The 18455-nt window shown below is 72.6% G+C and carries 17 protein-coding genes; 13 read left to right on the top strand and 4 right to left on the bottom strand.

The window, feature by feature from the left end; translation table 11 throughout:
* Window positions 1-131: 131 nt before the first annotated feature.
* The 4 genes from iolB to Q9R33_RS20005 all read left to right on the top strand — a co-directional run bounded on the left by iolB (window position 132) and on the right by Q9R33_RS20005 (window position 5479).
* Entirely contained in the window at window positions 132-1058 is a 927-nt protein-coding gene (iolB, locus tag Q9R33_RS20020; protein WP_311294893.1) for a 5-deoxy-glucuronate isomerase, read from the top strand.
* Complete coding sequence (iolD, locus tag Q9R33_RS20015) at window positions 1058-2971, top strand: 3D-(3,5/4)-trihydroxycyclohexane-1,2-dione acylhydrolase (decyclizing) (RefSeq protein ID WP_311294892.1); 1914 nt, start codon at window positions 1058-1060, stop codon at window positions 2969-2971. The genes iolB and iolD overlap by 1 nt, the downstream gene beginning before the upstream one ends.
* 128 nt (window positions 2972-3099) lie before the next feature.
* Window positions 3100-4377, top strand: a complete 1278-nt coding sequence (locus tag Q9R33_RS20010; RefSeq protein ID WP_310250991.1) for a GNAT family N-acetyltransferase — start codon at window positions 3100-3102, stop codon at window positions 4375-4377.
* Window positions 4378-4588: 211 nt separating this feature from the next.
* Window positions 4589-5479: a cation-transporting ATPase gene (locus Q9R33_RS20005; protein ID WP_311294891.1), complete on the top strand. Its 891-nt coding sequence runs from the start codon at window positions 4589-4591 to the stop codon at window positions 5477-5479.
* 101 nt (window positions 5480-5580) lie between these two features.
* On the opposite strand, the gene Q9R33_RS20000 is transcribed toward Q9R33_RS20005, so the two are convergent.
* Window positions 5581-6711, bottom strand: coding sequence for a Gfo/Idh/MocA family oxidoreductase (locus tag Q9R33_RS20000; RefSeq protein WP_311294890.1), 1131 nt, complete (start codon window positions 6709-6711; stop codon window positions 5581-5583).
* A 59-nt stretch (window positions 6712-6770) separates the two neighbouring features.
* Between Q9R33_RS20000 and Q9R33_RS19995 the strand changes: the two genes are divergently transcribed.
* The 6 genes from Q9R33_RS19995 (at window position 6771) to Q9R33_RS19970 (ending at window position 12716) form a co-directional block, all read left to right on the top strand.
* Window positions 6771-7397 carry a TetR/AcrR family transcriptional regulator gene (locus Q9R33_RS19995; RefSeq protein ID WP_056372190.1) on the top strand — a complete coding sequence of 209 codons (627 nt, stop codon included), beginning with the start codon at window positions 6771-6773 and terminating at the stop codon, window positions 7395-7397.
* A gap of 13 nt (window positions 7398-7410) precedes the next feature.
* Window positions 7411-8460, top strand: coding sequence for an FUSC family protein (locus Q9R33_RS19990; protein ID WP_311294889.1), 1050 nt, complete (start codon window positions 7411-7413; stop codon window positions 8458-8460).
* 84 nt (window positions 8461-8544) lie between these two features.
* The gene (locus Q9R33_RS19985; protein WP_311294888.1) at window positions 8545-10668 is read left to right on the top strand and encodes an MMPL family transporter; all 2124 of its coding nucleotides are present in this window, start codon (window positions 8545-8547) and stop codon (window positions 10666-10668) included.
* Complete coding sequence (locus Q9R33_RS19980) at window positions 10637-11899, top strand: sensor histidine kinase (protein ID WP_311294887.1); 1263 nt, start codon at window positions 10637-10639, stop codon at window positions 11897-11899. The genes Q9R33_RS19985 and Q9R33_RS19980 overlap by 32 nt, the downstream gene beginning before the upstream one ends.
* Window positions 11896-12519 carry a response regulator transcription factor gene (locus tag Q9R33_RS19975; protein ID WP_056372197.1) on the top strand — a complete coding sequence of 208 codons (624 nt, stop codon included), beginning with the start codon at window positions 11896-11898 and terminating at the stop codon, window positions 12517-12519. The genes Q9R33_RS19980 and Q9R33_RS19975 overlap by 4 nt, the downstream gene beginning before the upstream one ends.
* Window positions 12516-12716, top strand: a complete 201-nt coding sequence (locus Q9R33_RS19970; protein ID WP_311294894.1) for a hypothetical protein — start codon at window positions 12516-12518, stop codon at window positions 12714-12716. Before Q9R33_RS19975 ends, Q9R33_RS19970 begins: the two co-directional genes overlap by 4 nt.
* On the opposite strand, the gene Q9R33_RS19965 is transcribed toward Q9R33_RS19970, so the two are convergent.
* A complete protein-coding gene (locus Q9R33_RS19965; protein WP_311294886.1) occupies window positions 12695-13447 on the bottom strand; it encodes a membrane protein insertase YidC in 753 nt (250 codons plus the stop codon). The genes Q9R33_RS19970 and Q9R33_RS19965 overlap by 22 nt on opposite strands.
* Before the next feature lie 86 nt (window positions 13448-13533).
* Window positions 13534-13902 (bottom strand): DUF6412 domain-containing protein, encoded by a 369-nt coding sequence (locus tag Q9R33_RS19960; protein WP_311294885.1) that lies wholly within the window; start codon window positions 13900-13902, stop codon window positions 13534-13536.
* A gap of 53 nt (window positions 13903-13955) precedes the next feature.
* On the opposite strand from Q9R33_RS19960, the gene Q9R33_RS19955 reads away from it, so the two are divergent.
* Window positions 13956-16097 carry a DEAD/DEAH box helicase gene (locus Q9R33_RS19955; protein WP_311294884.1) on the top strand — a complete coding sequence of 714 codons (2142 nt, stop codon included), beginning with the start codon at window positions 13956-13958 and terminating at the stop codon, window positions 16095-16097.
* 8 nt (window positions 16098-16105) lie between these two features.
* Here Q9R33_RS19955 and Q9R33_RS19950 read toward each other — a convergent pair whose 3' ends face one another.
* Entirely contained in the window at window positions 16106-16696 is a 591-nt protein-coding gene (locus Q9R33_RS19950) for a hypothetical protein (protein WP_311294883.1), read from the bottom strand.
* A 192-nt stretch (window positions 16697-16888) separates the two neighbouring features.
* Here Q9R33_RS19950 and Q9R33_RS19945 point away from each other — a divergent pair, with 192 nt between their 5' ends.
* Both Q9R33_RS19945 and msuE read left to right on the top strand, forming a co-directional pair.
* Complete coding sequence (locus Q9R33_RS19945) at window positions 16889-17749, top strand: sulfurtransferase (protein WP_045301294.1); 861 nt, start codon at window positions 16889-16891, stop codon at window positions 17747-17749.
* A complete protein-coding gene (msuE, locus tag Q9R33_RS19940; protein WP_056372207.1) occupies window positions 17746-18363 on the top strand; it encodes an FMN reductase in 618 nt (205 codons plus the stop codon). The genes Q9R33_RS19945 and msuE overlap by 4 nt, the downstream gene beginning before the upstream one ends.
* Window positions 18364-18455 lie beyond the last annotated feature (92 nt).

Genomic DNA, 18455 nt, shown 5'->3' with positions numbered 1-18455 from the left:
CCTCTGGTCGCTGAGCCTGTCGAAGCGCCCCTTCGGCAGGCTCAGGGACCGGGACCAGACTCGCGGCCGCGAATCCGGGGGGACTCGCGGCTGCGGCATCCGTCACCGACAATCGACCTACGAGAGCACTCATGAGCACTTCGGACCAGCGCTGGTTCCATCGCCGGGGCGACCTCGCCCGTGACGGGTGGGAGAGCGTCGTCGATGAGAACACCCCCGGGTGGGCCCACACCGGCATCCGGGTCGCCGAGCTGAACGCGAACGACTCGCTCGCTCTGGCCACGACCGGGGTCGAGCGGATCGTCGTCCCGCTGTCGGGGTCGTTCACGGTCGCTTACTTCGAGGGCGCCGACACCACGACGACGCGGCTGAAGGGTCGGGCGTCGGTTTTCGACGGGCCGACCGACGTGCTCTACCTCTCGTCCGCGGCGACCGCTGTGCTCACCGGCGTCGGCCGTGTCGCGATCGCGACGTCGCCGACCGACGTCGTGAAGCCGAGCGTGCACATCCCGGCGTCCGACACTCCCGTCGAGCTGCGGGGAGCGGGCCGCTCGAGCCGCCAGGTGCACAACTTCGGCACGCCGCAGGCGCTGGACGCGGCGCGGCTCATCGTGTGCGAGGTCATCACGCCGGCTGAGAACTGGTCGTCGTACCCGCCGCACAAGCACGACGAGCACGTGCCGGGCCACGAGTCGCGTCTCGAGGAGATCTACTACTTCGAGACCGCGCCGGTCGGCGGAGCCGAGTCCCCAGCGGCGGAGTCGGCGTTCGGCATGTTCAGCACGTACTCGTCCCCGGCGGGCGAGATCGACATCAACGCGATGGTGCGCACCGGCGACATCGCACTCGTTCCCTACGGCTACCACGGCCCCGCCGTGGCCGCGCCGGGATACGACCTGTACTACCTCAACGTGATGGCCGGCCCCGATCCCGAGCGGGAGTGGCTGATCAGCGACGACCCCGCGCACGCGTGGGTGCGTGACACCTGGGCCGGGCAGAGCGTCGACGAGCGACTGCCCTATACGAACGACTCGAACGACAAGGAAGGCGACCGCTGATGGGCGTGACGCGACGGATGACGGTCAGCCAGGCGCTCGTGGAGTTCCTGGCGCACCAGTGGACCGTGGACGGCGACATCCGGGAGCGCACGATCCCCGGTATGTTCGGCATCTTCGGCCACGGCAACGTGGCCGGCATCGGCCAGGCGCTGAAGCAGTTCCACGTCGAGAATCCCGACCTGATGCCGTACCACCAGGCCCGCAACGAGCAGGCGATGGTGCACCAGGCCGTCGGTTACGCGCGCATGCACCGCCGCCGTGGCACCTACGCGTCGGCCGCGTCGGTCGGCCCGGGCGCGGCGAACATGCTCACCGCCGCGGCCCTCGCCACGACCAACCGCCTGCCCGCGCTGCTGCTGCCGAGCGACACCTTCGCGACCCGCGTCGCCGACCCGGTGCTGCAGCAGCTCGAGCAGCCGTGGGACATCGGACTCACCGTCAACGACGCGTTCCGGCCGCTGTCGAAGTTCTTCGACCGCGTGCAGCGTCCCGAGCAGCTGTACTCGATCGCCCTCGCCGCGATGCGCGTGCTCACCGACCCCGCCGAGACCGGCGCCGTCACCATCGCGCTCCCCGAAGACGTGCAGGCCGAGGCGCTCGACGTGCCCGTCGAGTTCCTGCAGGACCGCGAGTGGCACCTGCGCCGACCCCTGCCCGAGCGCGGTCCGCTCGCCCGCGCCGTCGCCGCCATCCGCGGTGCGAAGAACCCGCTCATCGTCGCAGGGGGTGGCGTCATCTACTCGGGCGCCGAGGAGCAGCTGCGCGCCCTCGTCGAGGCCACCGGCATCCCGGTCGGCACCTCGCAGGCGGGCGGCGGATCGCTGAACTGGGACCACCCGCAGAACCTCGGCGGCATCGGCGCGACCGGCACGCTCGCCGCCAACCGCCTCGCGGCCGAGGCCGACGTGATCATCGGCATCGGCACGCGGTACAGCGACTTCACCACCGCGTCGCGCACGGCGTTCCAGAACCCGGACGTCGTGTTCGTGAACATCAACATCGCCTCGTTCGACGCGTACAAGCTCGGCTCGCAGCTGCCGGTCGTCGCCGACGCGCGTGAGGCGCTCACCGAGCTGTCGATCGAGCTCGAGGGGTACGAGGTCAGCCCCGAGTACTCGGAGCGGATCGCCCGCGAGAAGGCGGAGTGGGATGCTGCCGTCGATGCCGCGTTCGTGCCCTCAGGGCTCGACCTGCCCGGCCAGCCGGAGATCATCGGCGCCGTGCAGTCGACCAGCGCCCCTGAGGACGTCATCGTCCAGGCCGCCGGATCCCTCCCCGGCGACCTCCACAAGCTGTGGCGCGTGCGCGACCCGCTCGGCTACCACGTCGAGTACGCGTTCTCCTGCATGGGCTACGAGATCGCCGGGGGACTGGGCGCCAAGCGCGGCCTTCTCGCCGACGGCGACGACCGCGACGTCATCGTGATGGTCGGCGACGGGTCGTACCTGATGCTCAACACCGAGCTCGTCACGGCGGTCGCCGAGGGCATCAAGATCATCGTCGTGCTCATCCAGAACCACGGCTACGCCTCGATCGGCCACCTGTCCGAGACCGTCGGCTCGGAGCGCTTCGGCACCTGGTACCGCGAGTACGACGGCGAGGCCCGCAACTTCCAGGGCGAGAAGATCCTCCCCGTCGACCTCGCCATGAACGCGCGCAGCTACGGCCTCGACGTCATCGAGATCGAGCCCGGCGCCTCGGCCATCGACGACCTCAAGGCGGCCGTCGCGCAGGCCAAGGCATCCGAGAAGTCCACGTTCATCCACATCAACAGCGACCCGCTCATCTACGCGCCCGACGGCGCCGGCTGGTGGGACGTGCCGGTGCCCGAGGTCTCGACCCTCGGATCCACGCAGCGGGCGCGCGAGGAGTACCTCGAACAGAGGGCGGCGCAGCGTCCGTTGCACGGGTGAGCGGGTGGAGGCTGCAGCCTGGCGGCGCCCGACAGTCCGTCCGGCCGGACGCGCTTAATACGACTGTCCGAGCCCTTCCCCGGTGGGTAGCCTGAGGCGACCCACCTCGCACCGAAGGGAGTCCGGGCATGGCAGGTTGGCGCATCCGCGACTATCACGCCGACGACGTCGACGGCATCCTGCGCCTCTGGGAGCAGGTCACCGGAGAGGGCGTCGAGCCGGTGTACAGCCTGTCCGAAGTGCTCGCGTCGTGTGCGAAGGACCACGCGGTGGTCGCCGTCGTCGGCGAGCAGATCGTCGGTGCCGCGATCGGCCGCGCCGCGCACGCGCAGGGCTGGGTCGTCTTCCTCGCCACGGCGTCGCATGTGCGCGGCATGGGCATCGGCTCGTCGCTCCTCGCCGCGCTCGAGGCGCGCATGGCGCCGCAGGGCATCTCCAAGCTCTCCGCACTCATGCCGGCAGCCGAGACGAAGATGGGCGCATTCCTGCACCAGGGGTTCGCGCTCAAGCAGGACCTCCACTACTTCGAGCGGCACATCCCGGTGCAGCGCGAAGAGCTCAAGCGCCTCGCCGAGCTCGGCGGCCGGGTCCTGCCCCGCGGGCTGTGGGACGCCGTCGGCGGCATGAACGCCGAGAAGGAGCTGCTCGAGCGGCGGGTGGTGCTGCCGCTCGCGCAGTCGGAGCTCGCCGAGCGGTTCGGCGTCGTGCCGCCGCGGGCGATCGTGCTGTTCGGGCCGCCGGGCACCGGCAAGACGACGTTCGCCAAGGCGATCGCCTCCCGCCTGGAGTGGTCGTTCGTCGAGGTCTTCCCGTCCCGGCTCGCGTCGCACCCGGGTGGCCTGGCGGGCGCATTGCGCGAGACGTTCGCGACGATCGCCGAGCTCGAGCACGCGGTGGTCTTCATCGACGAGGTCGAAGAGATCGCCTCGCACCGCCAGGGCGAGCCGCCGTCGCCCACGCAGGGCGTGACGAACGAGCTGCTCAAGATCATCCCCGCCTTCCGCGAGCAGCCCGGACGCCTCCTGATCTGCGCGACCAACTTCATCAGATCGCTGGATGCCGCGTTCCTCCGGCACGGCCGGTTCGACTACGTGATCCCTATCGGGCTTCCTGACGAGCAGGCTCGTGACGCCATCTGGCGCCGGTACGTGCCGGACGCCGCGGTCGGCATCGACATGCCCGAACTCGTGGCGATGACCGACGGATTCTCGCCCGCCGACATCGAGTTCGCCGCGCGCAAGGCGTCGCAGTCCGCCCTCGAGAACGCCGTGGACTCGGGTTCGTCCGAGCCCGAGGGCCCGTTCATGACCGACTACACCGCGGCGATCGCGGGCACCCGCGCAACGGTCTCGGCCCAGGTCGCCGCCGACTTCCTCGAGGACATCGAGACGGTCGGCCGCCTGTAGCGGAATCGATCAATCTGCTGAGAGTGGCGGGGTCCGGGCGCCGAGCGGGCACGGTCCGACCCTAGGCTGGATCGCACAAGGGGAGTACTCCCGCCTGCGGCACGCTCGTCACTACGGATCCAGCGCCGGATCCCGGGCTGCCGGCCCTTCGGGGCGGAGGAGACCTTGGCGTTCTTCGTCACGCCACGTCTCCGATCCGGAAGGAAACCCCATGGGTTCGCTCAATCGTCTCTTCGGCCTCGCCGCCAAGGCCCTCGACTCGTCCGACTCGAAGGGCGCAAAGCCCGGCGGCGCCACGGACTGGCGCTCGATGGTGCGCGATGTGGCCGGTGCTGTCACCGGCGATCAGCGCCCCGCCGCGGCTCCACCCGCGGCCGCCCCGTGGCAGCCCGCGCCAGCCGCCATCGCGCCTGCGGCGTCGGTCGGCCTCACCCCGCCTCCGGCGTCGAGCGCTCCCGGCGCTGCCGCGCCGCACGCGCGCGCCCCCCACACGGCCGCACCCGCGACCGCCGCCGACCGGGCGGCGATCGCCCGCTACGAGTACCTGCTGCAGACCTCCGACCCGCACCAGGTCGAGGCCATCCACCGGGAGGCCTTCGCGCGGCTCACGCCCGAGCAGCGGGCGCAGGTGCAGGCCGGGATGCGCGCCGAGCTGCGCCCGGCCGAGCAGCCGCGCTCCGCCGAGGCGCCGGACCTCGCGCGTGCGGCAGCCCGCACCGAGGCGGTGCGGCCCGGGGCGATGGCGGGCCTGCTCGCGCGGGTCGGCCGCACCGGCCGCGGTGGGTCCACCGCCGGAGGCATGGCCCGCGGCGCCGCACTCGTGGGCGCCGGGGGAGTGCTCGGCGCCGTCGCCGGGGCCGCGGTGGTCAGCGCCGTCGCGGTCCCGCTGCTGGCCGAGGCGGCAACGCTGGGCGTGGACTTCGATGCGATCGCCGGCGGTGTCGACCTCGACGCGATCGCGGGCGGTGTCGATCTCGGCGGCGCGGGCGACCTCGTCGCCGGAGCCTCCGACCAGCTCGCGGGCGCCGGCGAGGCGGTGACCGGCATCGGCGAGCAGATCTCGAACTTCGAGCTGCCGGGCCTCCGCGACCTGTTCGGCTGACACCCCGGAGGATCGCGGATGCCGCGGGCCGCGGCATCCCTCCCCCCGATGCACGAGACCCCCTGCCGAGCGGCAGGGGGTCTCGTGTGAAGCGGGGTGCGTCAGAGCGTGGCGGCCAGCGGGTCGAAGTCCGCGGGGAGCGAGCCGACCTCGCCGAGGGTGCTCTCGACGTCGACGTAGGTGCGCGACGTCGCGGCCTCCTCGATCGACAGCAAGGTGTCGAGCACGTGGTACCCGAACTCGCCGGTGGCGATGTGCGGGCGGCTGTCGCGGATCGAGCGGGCCATGTCGAGAAGGCCCAGACCGCGGCCGGTGAGCACGCCCTCCTGGGGCACCTGGATGATCTCCTGCTCCCTCACCGATACGTCGGTGAGCGGACGCGTGATCGTGATGTCCCCCCCGAAGTAGTTCGGGTCGGGGATCACGATCGTGCCCTCGGTCCCGTTGATCTCGACGATGCCGTGGCGCTTGAGCGGCGAGTCGGTGCTGTACAGGCTCTGGGCCTGACCGCCCTGCTCGAAGTCCATCAGCACCGACAGGGTCGACGGGATCTCGACGGGGAACTCCTGACCGGCGAGCTCGCCGACCTGCACCTTGCGGGTCGGCGAGCCTTTCAGGCCGAGGGCCGCGACCGACGCGACGGGGCCGAACACGTGCACGAGCGCCGACACATAGTACGGACCCATGTCGAGGAGCGGTCCGCCGCCCTTGGCGTACAGGAACGCGGGGTTCGGGTGGAAGATCTCCGGGCCCTGCCACTGGAACGACGTCGATGCGAACAGCGGGCGGCCGATGTCGCCGCGCGCGATCGCGCGCTTGGCCGTCTGCACACCCGGGCCGAGCACGGTGTCGGGCGCGACGCCGACACGCAGGCCCGCAGCATCCGCCGCCGTGAGAAGCCGCAGGGACTCCTCGCGGTCGATGCCGATCGGCTTCTCGGTCCAGACGTGCTTGCCCGCCGCGATGATCGCCAGCGAGACCTCGACGTGCACCGCCGGGATCGTGAGGTTGACGACGATGTCGACATCGGGGTCGTTCAGCACGAGGTCGATGCCGCCGGCGTGGGGCACGCCGTACCTCTCGGCCTGCGCCTTCGCGCGGTCCTCGAGGAGGTCGCCGATCGCGATGACGCGCACGTCGGGGAAGCTCGACAGGTGCGTCAGATACTGGTCGCTGATGTTGCCGGCGCCGATGATGCCGACGCCGACTGCTCCGGAGGAAGACGTGGTCATCGGGAAAAGGTACCACGAAAACCTCCATGTGGAGGTTTTTCTCCGATAGCATGGTCCGCATGGCCGAAGCGGAGCACCAGCCGACCCCGCGGGGGTCGTACGCGAAGGGCGTCGCGCGTCGCCAGGAGATCCTCGACCGTGCCATCGAGGTGTTCGCCAAGCGCGGTTCCGACCGCACCAGCCTGCGCGCGATCGCCGAGGAGGTCGGCGTCACGCACGCCGCGCTCAAGCACTACTTCGGGTCGCTCGAGGAGCTCCTGATCGCGGTCTACCGCCAGTCGGAGTCCCGCGGCGAGGACTGGGAGCCCGTCCCTCCCGATGTGACGCCCACCGAGCTCCTTCGCCGCTGGAGCGATGCCAACCACGAGGTGCAGGGGCTCGTGCAGCTCTACTCGTCGCTCGTCGCATCGGCTCTCGAAGAAGGGCACCCCGCCGCGCGGGAGTTCGCGACCGAACGATTCGTGCGCGTGCGCACCGAGATCGCCGAGCGCGTGCGCCACAACCAGCGGGCGGGTCGCATCCGGGCCGACGTCGACCCGCTGGCCACCGCCGCGCTCGTGATCGCGGCATCGGACGGCCTGCAGACCCAGTGGCTGCTCGACCCCGACGCCCCGCAGGACGCCGCCCTCGCGCTCCTCGACCAGCTGCTCTCGGAGCCGGCCCCGGCCGGGCGCCCGGCGGTCTGAGCCGGGAGGACGGATGCCGCAGCACAGCGCCGGCCGCCGATTCGCGGCCGACCTGGGCCACGCGGTCTCGAGCCTGTTCCGCCTCGCGCCGGCCCCGGCGCCGCGGTGGGCGATCGGCCTGCGCGCGGCGATCGCCATGGCCGTGCCGATCGCGGCGATGACGCTGCTCGGGCGTGCCGATCTCGGCTTCCAGGCGGCGACCGGCGCGTTCGTCGCGCTGTACGGCACGCACCTCCCGGTCCGTGAGCGGGCGCGCGTCGTGCCCTTCGTCGCGGGCGGCCTGGTCCTGGCCGCCGTGCTCGGCGCCCTCGCGGGCCCGTCGCCCGTATGGACGCTGATCGGGCTCGCGATCGTCGCGCTCGCCGCGGCCGTCGCGATGTTCGGCTTCGCCGTCGGTCCGCCCGGCCCGCTTTTCGTCGTGCTCGTCTACGGGCTCTCGGCGCACATCGTGGCGTCGGGAGCGGATGCCGCCGCCTACGTCGCCGCGGTGGCCTGCGGCATCCTGTTCGCCTCGGTCGTGTCACTGGCTCCGCTGGTGCTGGCCAGCCGCCGCCGCCTCGCCGCGCGACCGCTGCGCGAGGTGCTGCCCGGGCCGGCCTGGCCGCCGGGGGAGCGGATGCTCGTGATCCGCGTCGCCCTCGTGACGGTGGTCGGGATCGCGGTGGGACTGTTCGTCGACCCCGATCGCGCCTACTGGATCGTGGGCGCCGCCATCGCGGTCGTCGGTGTCGCCGCCGACCGGCGGGCCGCCTTCAGCCGTGGGCTGCACCGCATGATCGGCACGATCGTCGGTGCCGGCGTGTACCTGCTGCTGGCGCCGCTGCCGATCCCGGCGCTGTGGCTCGCGCTGCTCCTGGGCGTGCTGCAGTTCACGATCGAGCTGTTCGTCGTGCGCAACTACGCCCTGGCCCTCGTCTTCATCACGCCGCTCGTCCTCCTGCTCACGGGCGCTGCGACGGGTGCCGTCGACACGGTGGCGGTCGCGACCGAGCGCGTGATCGACACGCTGGCGGGCGCCGCGCTGGGCGCGGCGAGCGGCGTGCTGCACGCGCGCGACGACTGACGCGACGGCATCCATCGATCGGTTGATCCTCGAGTCGGCGGCCCGCTCGATGTGTCGCGGGACCCGCGGGGATGGACTGATGGGGTGCATGGCTTCATCGACTCTCTCGCTCATCGGCTGACCACGCGGCGTGGCGCCTGGATCTCGCTCGCACTGGGGATCGTCGCCTTCGCCGCACTCCTCGGAGCGCTCGGACGCGCGGATCTCGACGCGGGCGGCGATGCCGTCATCCCGCAGTCCGAGGGCGGGCAGGTCGCAGCGCTCGCCGACGAGTTCCCAGGGGCCGCGGATCAGTCGCTCCTGGTGGTGGCCAGTCGAGCGGACGGCGGCGCGCTGACGACCGCACAGTTCGACGCGCTCGCATCGCTCATACCTGAGGTCGGCGGCGCGACGGGCGGAACGGCGACCGGCCCGCAGCTGAGCGAGGACAGCCGGGCGGCGGTCATCGCCGCGACGCTCCCGGTCACGGACGACGCGGATGCCGCGGAGCAGGCGGTCCATGACGTGCGCACCGTGACCTCGGAGAATCCGATCGCCGGGGTCGACGTGAAGGTCACGGGCGGCGCCGCCTTCGGGGCGGACATCGCGGCCGCCTTCGACGGTGCGGACTTCACCCTCCTCCTGGTCACGATCGGGATCGTGGCCCTGCTGCTGATCGCGACGTACCGATCGCCGGTCCTCTGGCTCGTGCCGCTCATCGTCGTCGCGCTCGCCGATCAGCTCGCGACCAAGGCCACCGCCGCGCTCGGGACGGCTCTGGAGCTGCACTTCGACACCGGCATCGTGAGCGTGCTCGTCTTCGGCGCGGGAGCCAACTATGCGCTCCTCCTCGTCTCGAGGTACCGCGAGGAGCTCGCGCAGGTCGACGACCATCGTGCGGCGCTCGCGCGCGCGTGGCGTGCGAGCGTGCCCGCGATCGCGGCATCCAACGTCACCGTCGTGCTGTCGCTGCTCACTCTGCTGCTGGCCGTCGTGCCGGGCACGCGAGGCCTCGGCATCGCCTCTGCGGTCGGACTGCTGATCGCCCTCGCCGCGGTGCTCCTGGTGCTGCCGCCCGCGCTCGCCGTGTGCGGGCGAGGCATCTTCTGGCCCGTGATCCCTCGGCCCGGGCAGGAGCCGGGGCGCGTGGGGGCCTGGCGGGGGGTCGGCGCGCGCGTCGTGGCACGCCCGCTCCCGCCGGTCGGCGCGGGCCTCGTGCTGCTCGGGGTGCTCGCCACGGGAATCGTCGGCGTGCAGCTGGGGCTCACGCAGTCGGAGCGGTTCCGGGTGCCCTCCGAGTCCGCGGCCGGTCTCGACGTCCTGGTCGAGCACTTCACGCCGGGCGAAGCGGAGCCGATGATCGTGATCGTGGAGGCGGACGACGCGGATGCCGTCGCCGACGCGATCGACGCCGTCGCGGGGGTCGAACGGGTCACGCCGGTGGAGGAGAGCTCGGACTCCTCCCTCCACAAGCTCCTGGTGGTCGGCGACGCGGAGCCCGGATCGCCGGAGAGCCTGCAGCTGGTCCGCGACGTGCGCGACGCCGCGCACGAGGCATCCGCGTCCGCTCTCGTGGGCGGGCCGGCGGGTGCCGCGCTCGATGTCCGTGAGGCGAGCGTGCGCGACTTCCTGCTCATCGCGCCGCTGGTCCTCGCGACGACCCTGATCGTGCTGATGGCGCTGCTGCGCGCACTCGTGGCACCACTGGTGCTGCTGGCGGTCAACACGCTGAGCGCGGTCGCCGCGATCGGTGCGGGGGCGTGGCTCGGCCGCACGCTCTTCGGATGGACGGCGCTGGACCTGCAGGTTCCGCTGCTGGCCTTCCTCTTCCTCGTGGCGCTCGGCGTCGACTACACGATCTTCCTCGTGCATCGCGCGCGCGTCGAAGCAGGCGCCGCCGGAACCCGCCCCGGGATGGTGAACGCCGTCGCGGCGACAGGCGGAGTGATCACCAGCGCAGGTCTGGTGCTCGCCGGCGTCTTCGCCGCCCTGGGCCTGCTGCCGCTGGTCACGCTGGGGCAGCTCGGGCTCATCGTGGGGGTCGGGGTGCTGGTCGATACCCTGGTCGTGCGCACCCTCGTGGTGCCCGCGCTGTTCTCACTCATCGGCGATCGGATGTGGTGGCCGGGCCGGATCCGCCGGCAGGCGGCCACGGGCGATCGAGAGGATCGCGACCCAGAGGAAGGGGTGGCGCCGGATGTCTCAGCTCTCCGCGAGCCCGTCGGCTGACGCCGATGGCGACCCGGCGCTGCGACCCACGCGATCCTGGCGCGCGCTGGTCGGGTCGATCCGAGTCGGCCAATCCGTCATCACCGCCGCACTGCTGATCATCGGAGCCGTTCGCGCGGCGGGAGACGGCACACCGGTTCCCTGGGTCGTCGCCGTCTCGGTCGTGTTCGCGGGGTGGTACTTCGGCGGACTGCTGCTGAGCGAGCGCACACGCGATCGCGGCGTCGCCGCCGGCTGGCTCGTGGGCCTCGCCCTCATCTGGATCGGCGCCGTCGCGATCTCGCCCGAGTTCGTGTGGCTGGCGTTCCCGCTGTGGCTGCTCGCCGGCTTCGTGCTCCGGATGCGCTGGGCGATCCCGTTCAGCATCGGCGTGCTGGCCGTCGTCATCGCCGCACCCCTCGTGCACAGCGGAGCCACGACGTATGCGAATGTCATCGGCCCTCTCGTGGGCGGCGTCTTCGCCCTCGGCATCTCGCGCGGCTACCTCGAGCTCGTTCGCGACGGCCGCGAGCGGAGCCGGCTCATCTCGTCGCTCGTGAGCGCGCACGACGAGATGGCGCAGCTGCAGGACGAGCTCGCCCGCGCCCAGCGGGATGCGGGCGCCGTCGCGGAGCGCACGCGCCTCTCCCGCGACATCCATGACACCATCGCCCAGAGCCTCACGTCGATCGGGATGCTGGCGGCCGGTGCCGCGCCGACCGCACCGGAGCCGTCGGCGCGGACCTTCACGCAGATCGGCGATCTCGCCCGCGCGGGACTGGCCGATACCCGGCGCATCGTCGACGCCCTCATGCCGGCCGAACTCGAGGGCTCAGCCCTCGCCGACGCGCTGCGCCGGATGCTGGAACGGCTCACCGAGGAGACGGGGATCCGCACCGAGCTGCGCGTCGACGACACGGTCCCCGCCCTTCCCGTCGTCGTCGAGGTCGCGCTGCTGCGCACCGCGCAGTCCGCGCTGGCCAATACCCGCGTCCATGCGAAGGCGGATCGCGTGGTCGTCAGCCTCGTCGACGGCGGCGACAGCGTGAGGCTCGACATCGTCGACGACGGCGTGGGGTTCGATGCCGCGGGCTGGGAGCGTCTTGCCGCCGGATCAGGCGGCGGGTACGGGCTGCGGGCGATGCGCGAACGGCTGCGCGAGCTCGGGGGCGGACTCGACGTCGAGAGCGCACCCGGAGCGGGTGCCGCATTGTCGGCGTCCGTCCCGATCGTGGCGGGGGTGGCACGGTGACCGGCCTTCGCGTGCTGATCGCCGACGATCACCCGATCGTGCGTGCGGGCGTGCGGGCGCTGTTCGCAGGCCACCCCGACATCGACGTCGTCGGCGAGGCCGCGACCGGCGAGGAAGCGGTCACCCTGGCCCGGCACCTCGCGCCCGATGTCGTGCTGTGCGACCTGCGGATGGGCGAGGGCATGGACGGGGTGGCGGCGACCGCCGAGATGCGCGCCCTCATTCCGGCACCCGCCGTCATCATCCTGACCACATTCGATCGGGATGCCGAGATCCTCGGTGCGATCGAAGCCGGGGCCTCCGGCTATGTCCTGAAGGATGCCCCGCCCGACGCGATCGCGCGAGCCGTGCGGGAGGCTGCGGCCGGCCGGCTGGCGCTCACTCCCGAACTGAGCGAGCGCGTGGTGCAGGTGCTGCGTGCCCCGCGCGTGCGGCTCACCGACCGGGAGCAGGAGGTTCTGCGACTGCTCGACACGGGTGCGTCGAACCCGCAGATCGCGAAAGCCCTCTTCGTCACCGAGGCGACCGTGAAGACCCACCTCGTCCACATCTTCGCCAAGCTCGGCGTCGACAGCCGCTCGCGCGCCGTCGCCGTCGCACGAGAGAGAGGCCTCCTGTGACCTCGACCGAGACGACGCTCGCACCGACCCGGCGGGAGTGGCTCGCGCTGGCCGTGCTCTCGATCGGCCTCGGACTGATCGTGCTGGACGGCACCATCGTCGGCGTCGCGCTTCCCGACATCGTCGCGGACCTGCACATGGACCTGCAGGCGGCGAGCGAACAGGCGCCGCCCGCTCACGTCGTCGCGAGGGGGTAGAACCTGCGCAGCACGACGCGCTGCACGAGGGTCCACGCGAACGTCGTGGCGAGGTACAGTGCGGCGGCGAGCGGCACGAAGAGGGCGAACACCGCGGTCGTGAACTGCAGCGCTCCGGCGAGCCTCGCCATGCCGGCACCGGCCAGGGGCGCAGCATCCGGTGTCGTGTCGATCTGCGGACGGAACGCGCGCCGCGTGATCTCGGCGACCACGACGATGACCGCGAGCACCCCCGCGAACACCCCGAGGGTGGCGGCCGGGGCCGCGCCCGCGGCGATCGCGCTCACCAGGCTCGTGCCGAGGGGGACGGCGAACAGCTCATGCGCGAGCAGCGCGTTGGCGTGTCCGGCGATCGCGGTGTGGAGGAAGAGGGCGTAGACGATCGCCACGATGGGCGCCTGAGCGAGCATCGGGAGACACCCCGCGAAGGGCGACGCCTTCTCGTCGGAGTAGAGCTTCATCGTCTCGCGCTGGAGGCGCTCGGGGTCCTTCTTGTGACGCCGTTGCAGGTCTCGCAGCTTCGGTGCGAGGCGGCTGCGGGTCTGCTCGGCCTTCGCCTGCGCGATCCCCGCGGGGACGAGTGCCGCCCGCACCAGCAGCGTCAGGACGATGACCGATGCTGCGGCCGCCGCGGACCCGGCGAGAGGTTCGAGCAGGGCAGCGAGGCCCATGAGCAGGGAGTAGGCCGCGTCGAGGATCGCGGCGACAGGCGGGAAGGCGTAGAGGTCCATGGTGGTGTCCGTTCGTCGGGTGCTGTTTCGTGGCATACGGCCACGAAGGCACCGGCGAGCGGTCCTCGAGGGGAACGGGCGTCGGGCTACGCGGCCAGGGCCGCGGAACCCGGGGCGCGGGGACGGGAGTGCCCGGGAGCGTCGGGGTGGGACGCGGTGAGCCTCGTCGCGTCGGCGATCGCGCGGCGGGGATGGGCCGCGGTCGCGATCATGCGCGCCGGGACGAGGAGGACGGCGATCGCGACGGCGAGGAGGGCCAGCGTCGCGATGACGGTGGCGGCGATCACCAGGGCTCCGGCCTCCGGCTGGGGCGCGGGAGCGAGCTCGAACAGCGAGCGGGCAGCTGCGCCGACCAGCTCCGTGGCGGGGCGCAGGGCGGTCGCGAGGACCTCGACGACGAGGCGCAGCGCGACGGCGATCGTCTCGAGCACGCGCACCTCCTCCGTCGCGGCCACGCTAGCACGAGGCCGGGAGGCCAGGTCGGGACGGTGGCACGGCTGTCAGGACCATGGGGCAGGGTGGGAGGGTGACAGCGACCACGACGACCCGCACCGAAGCCCTCGAGGTGCTGCGCACCCTCGTCGGACGCGACGACGCCGACTTCCACGACGGCCAGTTCGAGGCGATCGAGGCGCTCGTCGACGAGCGCCGCCGTGCGCTGGTGGTGCAGCGCACCGGGTGGGGCAAGTCGGCCGTGTACTTCGTGTCGACGCTGCTCCTCCGCCGGCGCGGGGCGGGGCCGACCGTGCTCGTGTCGCCCCTGCTGGCCCTCATGCGGGATCAGATCGCCGCGGCCGCGCGCGCCGGGGTGCGGGCCGTGAAGATCGACTCGACGAATGCGCACGAGTGGGGCGACGTGCTCGCACAGCTCGAACGCGACGAGGTCGACGTGCTGCTCGTGTCGCCCGAACGCCTCAACAATCCTTCGTTCCGCGACGAGCAGCTGCCACAGCTCGTCACCCGCATCGGCCTGCTGGTCGTCGACGAGGCGCACTGCATCAGCGACTGGGGCCACGACTTCCGCCCCGACTATCGGCGCCTGCGCGACCTCATCGCGCGCATGCCCGCGGGCGTGCCGGTGCTCGCGACCACCGCGACCGCCAACAGTCGCGTGGTGGCCGACGTCGCGGAGCAGCTCGATGCCGGTATGGCGGAATCGGATGCCTCGGCGCACGGCGTTATCACGATCCGCGGTCCGCTCGCGCGGGCGTCGCTGCGGCTCGGCGTGCTGCGGCTGCCCAACTCGCCGAGCCGGCTCGCCTGGCTGATCAGCCACCTCGGCGACCTGCCCGGATCCGGCATCATCTACACCCTCACGGTGGCGGGGGCGAACGACACGGCACGGCTGCTGCGCGAGCGGGGACATGACGTGCGCGCGTACACCGGGCAGACCGACACCGACGAGCGTGAAGAGTCCGAGGCGCTCCTGAAAGACAACCGGGTCAAGGCGCTCGTGGCCACGAGCGCGCTCGGCATGGGCTTCGACAAGCCCGACCTCGGGTTCGTCGTGCACCTGGGGGCGCCGTCGTCGCCGGTGTCGTACTACCAGCAGGTGGGCCGTGCCGGCCGGGCCACCGACTCCGCGGACGTGCTGCTGCTGCCGGGGGTCGAGGACCGCGAGATCTGGCACTACTTCGCGACGGCCTCGATGCCCGATCGCGATCGCGCCGAGCGCGTGCTCGCCGCGCTCGGCGCGGCGACGGGGCCCATGTCGACGCCCGCGCTCGAGGCCGTCGTCGACATCCGCCGCACACCGCTCGAACTGCTGCTGAAGGTGCTCGACGTCGATGGCGCGGTCGGCCGCGTGCGCGGCGGCTGGATCGCGACCGGCGAACCGTGGACGTACGACGAGGAACGCTACCGCCGCATCGCGGCCGAGCGCGTCGCCGAGCAGCAGCACATGATCGAGTACGAAGAGACCTCCGGCTGCCGCATGGAGTTTCTGCAGCGCTCCCTCGACGACGACTCGGCGGCGCCCTGCGGGCGTTGCGACAACTGCGCCGGCGCGTGGTTCCCGACGGCGATCGCGTCAGGAGCGACGGATGCCGCGGCCGCCGCCCTCGACCGCGTCGGGGTGCCGATCGAGCCGAGGCGACAGTGGCCGACCGGTGCCGACAGGCTCGGCGTGCCGGTGAAGGGTCGCATCGCCGCGGACGAGCAGGCCGCGCAAGGGCGCGCGCTCGCGCGTCTCACCGACCTGGGCTGGGGTGGCGCGCTGCGCGACCTGTTCGCGGCAGGAGCCGCGGACGCGCCGGTGCCGCAGAACGTGCTCGGGGCGTGCGTGCGCGTCCTCGCGGAATGGGGGTGGGAGACCCGCCCCGTCGCGGTCGTCGCGATGCCGTCGCGCACGAAGCCGCAGCTCGTCGGCTCGCTCGCCCGCGGCATCGCCGAGATCGGCCGCCTGCCGCTCCTCGGCACACTCGAGCTCGTCGACGGTGGGCCGACCGGACAGCCCGGCGGCAACAGCGCCTTCCGCGTCGCAGGGGTCTGGGGCCGGTTCTCCGCCGCCGGGCTCGACATCCCTGCGGGCCCCGTGCTCCTCGTCGACGACCGCGTCGACAGTGGCTGGACCCTCACCGTCGCCGCCCGCGAGCTCCGCCGCGCGGGCGCCACCGACGTGCTGCCATTCGCTCTGGCGCTCCGCGGCTGAGCCCGGGCCTACGTCTCGGTGGGCGGCTTCGGCCGCGGTCGCCGCACGATGAGGTAGATCACGGCCGCCGCGACGAGCAGCACCACCAGGACGACCCAGGGCACCCAGTCGATGGGCGCGGCGGCGTCGTCGCCCGCCTCGGCCGTGGGCGAAGGCGTCGCGGATGGGGTCGGTGTCGCCGTCGGGGTGGGGGTCAGCGTCGGGGTCGGAGTCGCCGTCGGCTCGGGAGTCGATGTCGCCGTCGGCTCGGGCACGACGGTGGGCGCCGGCACGGGCGTCGTGGGTTCGGCCGTGGGCTCGGGCACCACGGTGGGTTCGGGGGTGGGCTCGGGCGTCGGCTCCGGGGTGGGTGCGGGGGAACGCGTCGGGAGGACGCGCGTCGGCTCGGGTGTCGGCTCGTCCGTCGGCTCCGGCGATGCCGTCCGGGTCGGCAGGTTCGTCGGCAGCCCGGTCGGCAGCGCGGTCGGAACGGGGATCCCGCCGTTGCCGCACCCGGCGAGGAGCGTGAGCCCCGCCGCGATGGCGAGTCCGGCCAGCAGCCGGGCCGCGCGCGACCGCCGCGGAGCCCGGGATTCACGTGTCGCGCGAGGGTGCGGCATCCGTTCCTCCATCGGTTCTGGCGGAATCGTACGGCCGCACGCGCGAGCCGACCCGGATTCGGCGCGAGACACACCGCGCCGCCGGCGCGATCGGCCCCGACACATGACTGCGTGTGACGCCCCGTGTCGTCGTGTCGCGGCGTGTGTCGTCACAACATCCCGCGCGGTCGGCGGCCGGGCGAGCATGACCTCATGCCTTCCCCGATCATCTCGCCGACAGAGCTCGCTGATCTCATCCGCAACGGAACCCCGCCGCGGATCCTCGACGTGCGCTGGCGGCTCGACCAGCCCGAGGGCCGGCCGGCGTACCTCGACGGGCACCTGCCCGGTGCGGTCTACGTCGACCTCGACCACGAACTGGCTCGCCGCGGCGATCCGCGCGAGGGACGCCACCCGCTGCCGCCGCGCGCGCAGCTCGAGGCCGCTGCTCGGCGGTGGGGCATCCGGGGCGGCGACACCGTCGTCGCGTACGACGACGTGCACTCGGTCGCCGCGGCACGCGCGTGGTGGGTCCTGACGCGATCCGGGCTCGCGGACGTGCGCGTGCTCGACGGGGGCCTGCGCGGCTGGCTCGCCGAGCGGCTTCCGCTCGAGACGGGCGACGTGCTGCCTCGACCGCCCGGGGACGTCGTGCTCGACGAGATCACCGAGGGCGTCGCCGACATCGACGGCGTGGAGGAATGGCCCGACCACGGCCTGCTCCTCGACGTGCGCGCGCCCGAGCGGTACCGCGGCGACGCCGAGCCGCTCGATCCGGTCGGCGGGCACATCCCGGGCGCGGTGAACCTTCCGACGACGGTGCATCTGACCGCGGGCAAGTTCCGTTCGCCCGACGAGATCCGTGCCGAGTTCGCGGCCGCAGGCGTCGTCGACGGCGTCTCGGTCGCCGCGTACTGCGGCTCCGGCATCGCGGCGACGCACACGGCCCTCGCCGGTGCCCTCGCCGGCATCGACGTCGTGGTCTACCCGGGCTCATGGAGCCAGTGGTCGCGTTCGCGCGGCCGGCTCGCGGCCGTCGGCCCCGCGCCGTCGCTGGACGTGGTGCCGGTATGACCGAGGTGCTGCGGGAAGCACCCGCCATCCCGACCATCGCCGACCGCCCGCTGCGGGTGGTGGGGGTGTCGGGCTCCCTCCACGAGCCGAGCCGCACCACCGCGCTCGTGCGGACGATCCTCGCCTCGGTCGCGCAGCGCATCCCGGCGGAGACGGAGCTCGTCGAGGTCGCCGCGCTGGGCGCGGGCTTCGCCGGCGCGCTGAAGCGCGAGGACGTCGCCCCCGAGGTCGAGACCGCGCTGCAGGCGATCGAGTCCGCCGACCTGCTCGTCGTCGCGAGCCCCGTGTACCGGGCCTCCTTCACGGGGCTGTTCAAGCACCTGTTCGACTTCGTCGGCCAGTACGACCTCGTCGGGACGCCGGTGCTCCTGGCAGCCACCGGAGGCGGCGAGCGGCACGCGCTCATCATCGAGCATCAGCTGCGGCCGCTGTTCGGCTTCTTCCAGGCGCTGACCCTGCCGATCGGCGTCTACGCGTCGAACAGCGACTTCGTGGACTACGAGCTGACGTCGCCCGAGGTGGCGCGCCGCGTCGTGCAGGCCGTCGACCGTTCCCTGCCGCTCGTCGAGCAGGCCGCGCTCGTGCGGCGATCGGAGTACGTCGCGACCTGGTGATCTGCTCCTTCTCGACGTGATCCCGCCCAGCGCATAGACTGGCGCCCGTGTTGACCTGCCGGTGTTGTCGCCCCTGCTGTTGAAGCTCCCGC

Source organism: Microbacterium sp. PRC9, assembly GCF_031844125.1.
Taxonomy (GTDB): Bacteria; Actinomycetota; Actinomycetes; order Actinomycetales; family Microbacteriaceae; genus Microbacterium.
The sequence above is the reverse complement of the archived record's forward strand: the minus strand, read 5'-3'. Positions and strand labels throughout refer to the sequence as shown.

Bases quoted from the DNA above. Each gene is read 5' to 3' on its own strand.
- iolB (WP_311294893.1), top strand. From the start codon at position 132: ATGAGCACTTCGGACCAGCGCTGGTTCCATCGCCGGGGCGACCTCGCC.
- iolD (WP_311294892.1), top strand. From the start codon at position 1,058: ATGGGCGTGACGCGACGGATGACGGTCAGCCAGGCGCTCGTGGAGTTC.
- Q9R33_RS20010 (WP_310250991.1), top strand. From the start codon at position 3,100: ATGGCAGGTTGGCGCATCCGCGACTATCACGCCGACGACGTCGACGGC.
- Q9R33_RS20005 (WP_311294891.1), top strand. From the start codon at position 4,589: ATGGGTTCGCTCAATCGTCTCTTCGGCCTCGCCGCCAAGGCCCTCGAC.
- Q9R33_RS20000 (WP_311294890.1), bottom strand. From the start codon at position 6,711: ATGACCACGTCTTCCTCCGGAGCAGTCGGCGTCGGCATCATCGGCGCC.
- Q9R33_RS19995 (WP_056372190.1), top strand. From the start codon at position 6,771: ATGGCCGAAGCGGAGCACCAGCCGACCCCGCGGGGGTCGTACGCGAAG.
- Q9R33_RS19990 (WP_311294889.1), top strand. From the start codon at position 7,411: ATGCCGCAGCACAGCGCCGGCCGCCGATTCGCGGCCGACCTGGGCCAC.
- Q9R33_RS19980 (WP_311294887.1), top strand. From the start codon at position 10,637: ATGTCTCAGCTCTCCGCGAGCCCGTCGGCTGACGCCGATGGCGACCCG.
- Q9R33_RS19965 (WP_311294886.1), bottom strand. From the start codon at position 13,447: ATGGACCTCTACGCCTTCCCGCCTGTCGCCGCGATCCTCGACGCGGCC.
- Q9R33_RS19955 (WP_311294884.1), top strand. From the start codon at position 13,956: ATGGGGCAGGGTGGGAGGGTGACAGCGACCACGACGACCCGCACCGAA.
- Q9R33_RS19950 (WP_311294883.1), bottom strand. From the start codon at position 16,696: ATGCCGCACCCTCGCGCGACACGTGAATCCCGGGCTCCGCGGCGGTCG.
- Q9R33_RS19945 (WP_045301294.1), top strand. From the start codon at position 16,889: ATGCCTTCCCCGATCATCTCGCCGACAGAGCTCGCTGATCTCATCCGC.
- msuE (WP_056372207.1), top strand. From the start codon at position 17,746: ATGACCGAGGTGCTGCGGGAAGCACCCGCCATCCCGACCATCGCCGAC.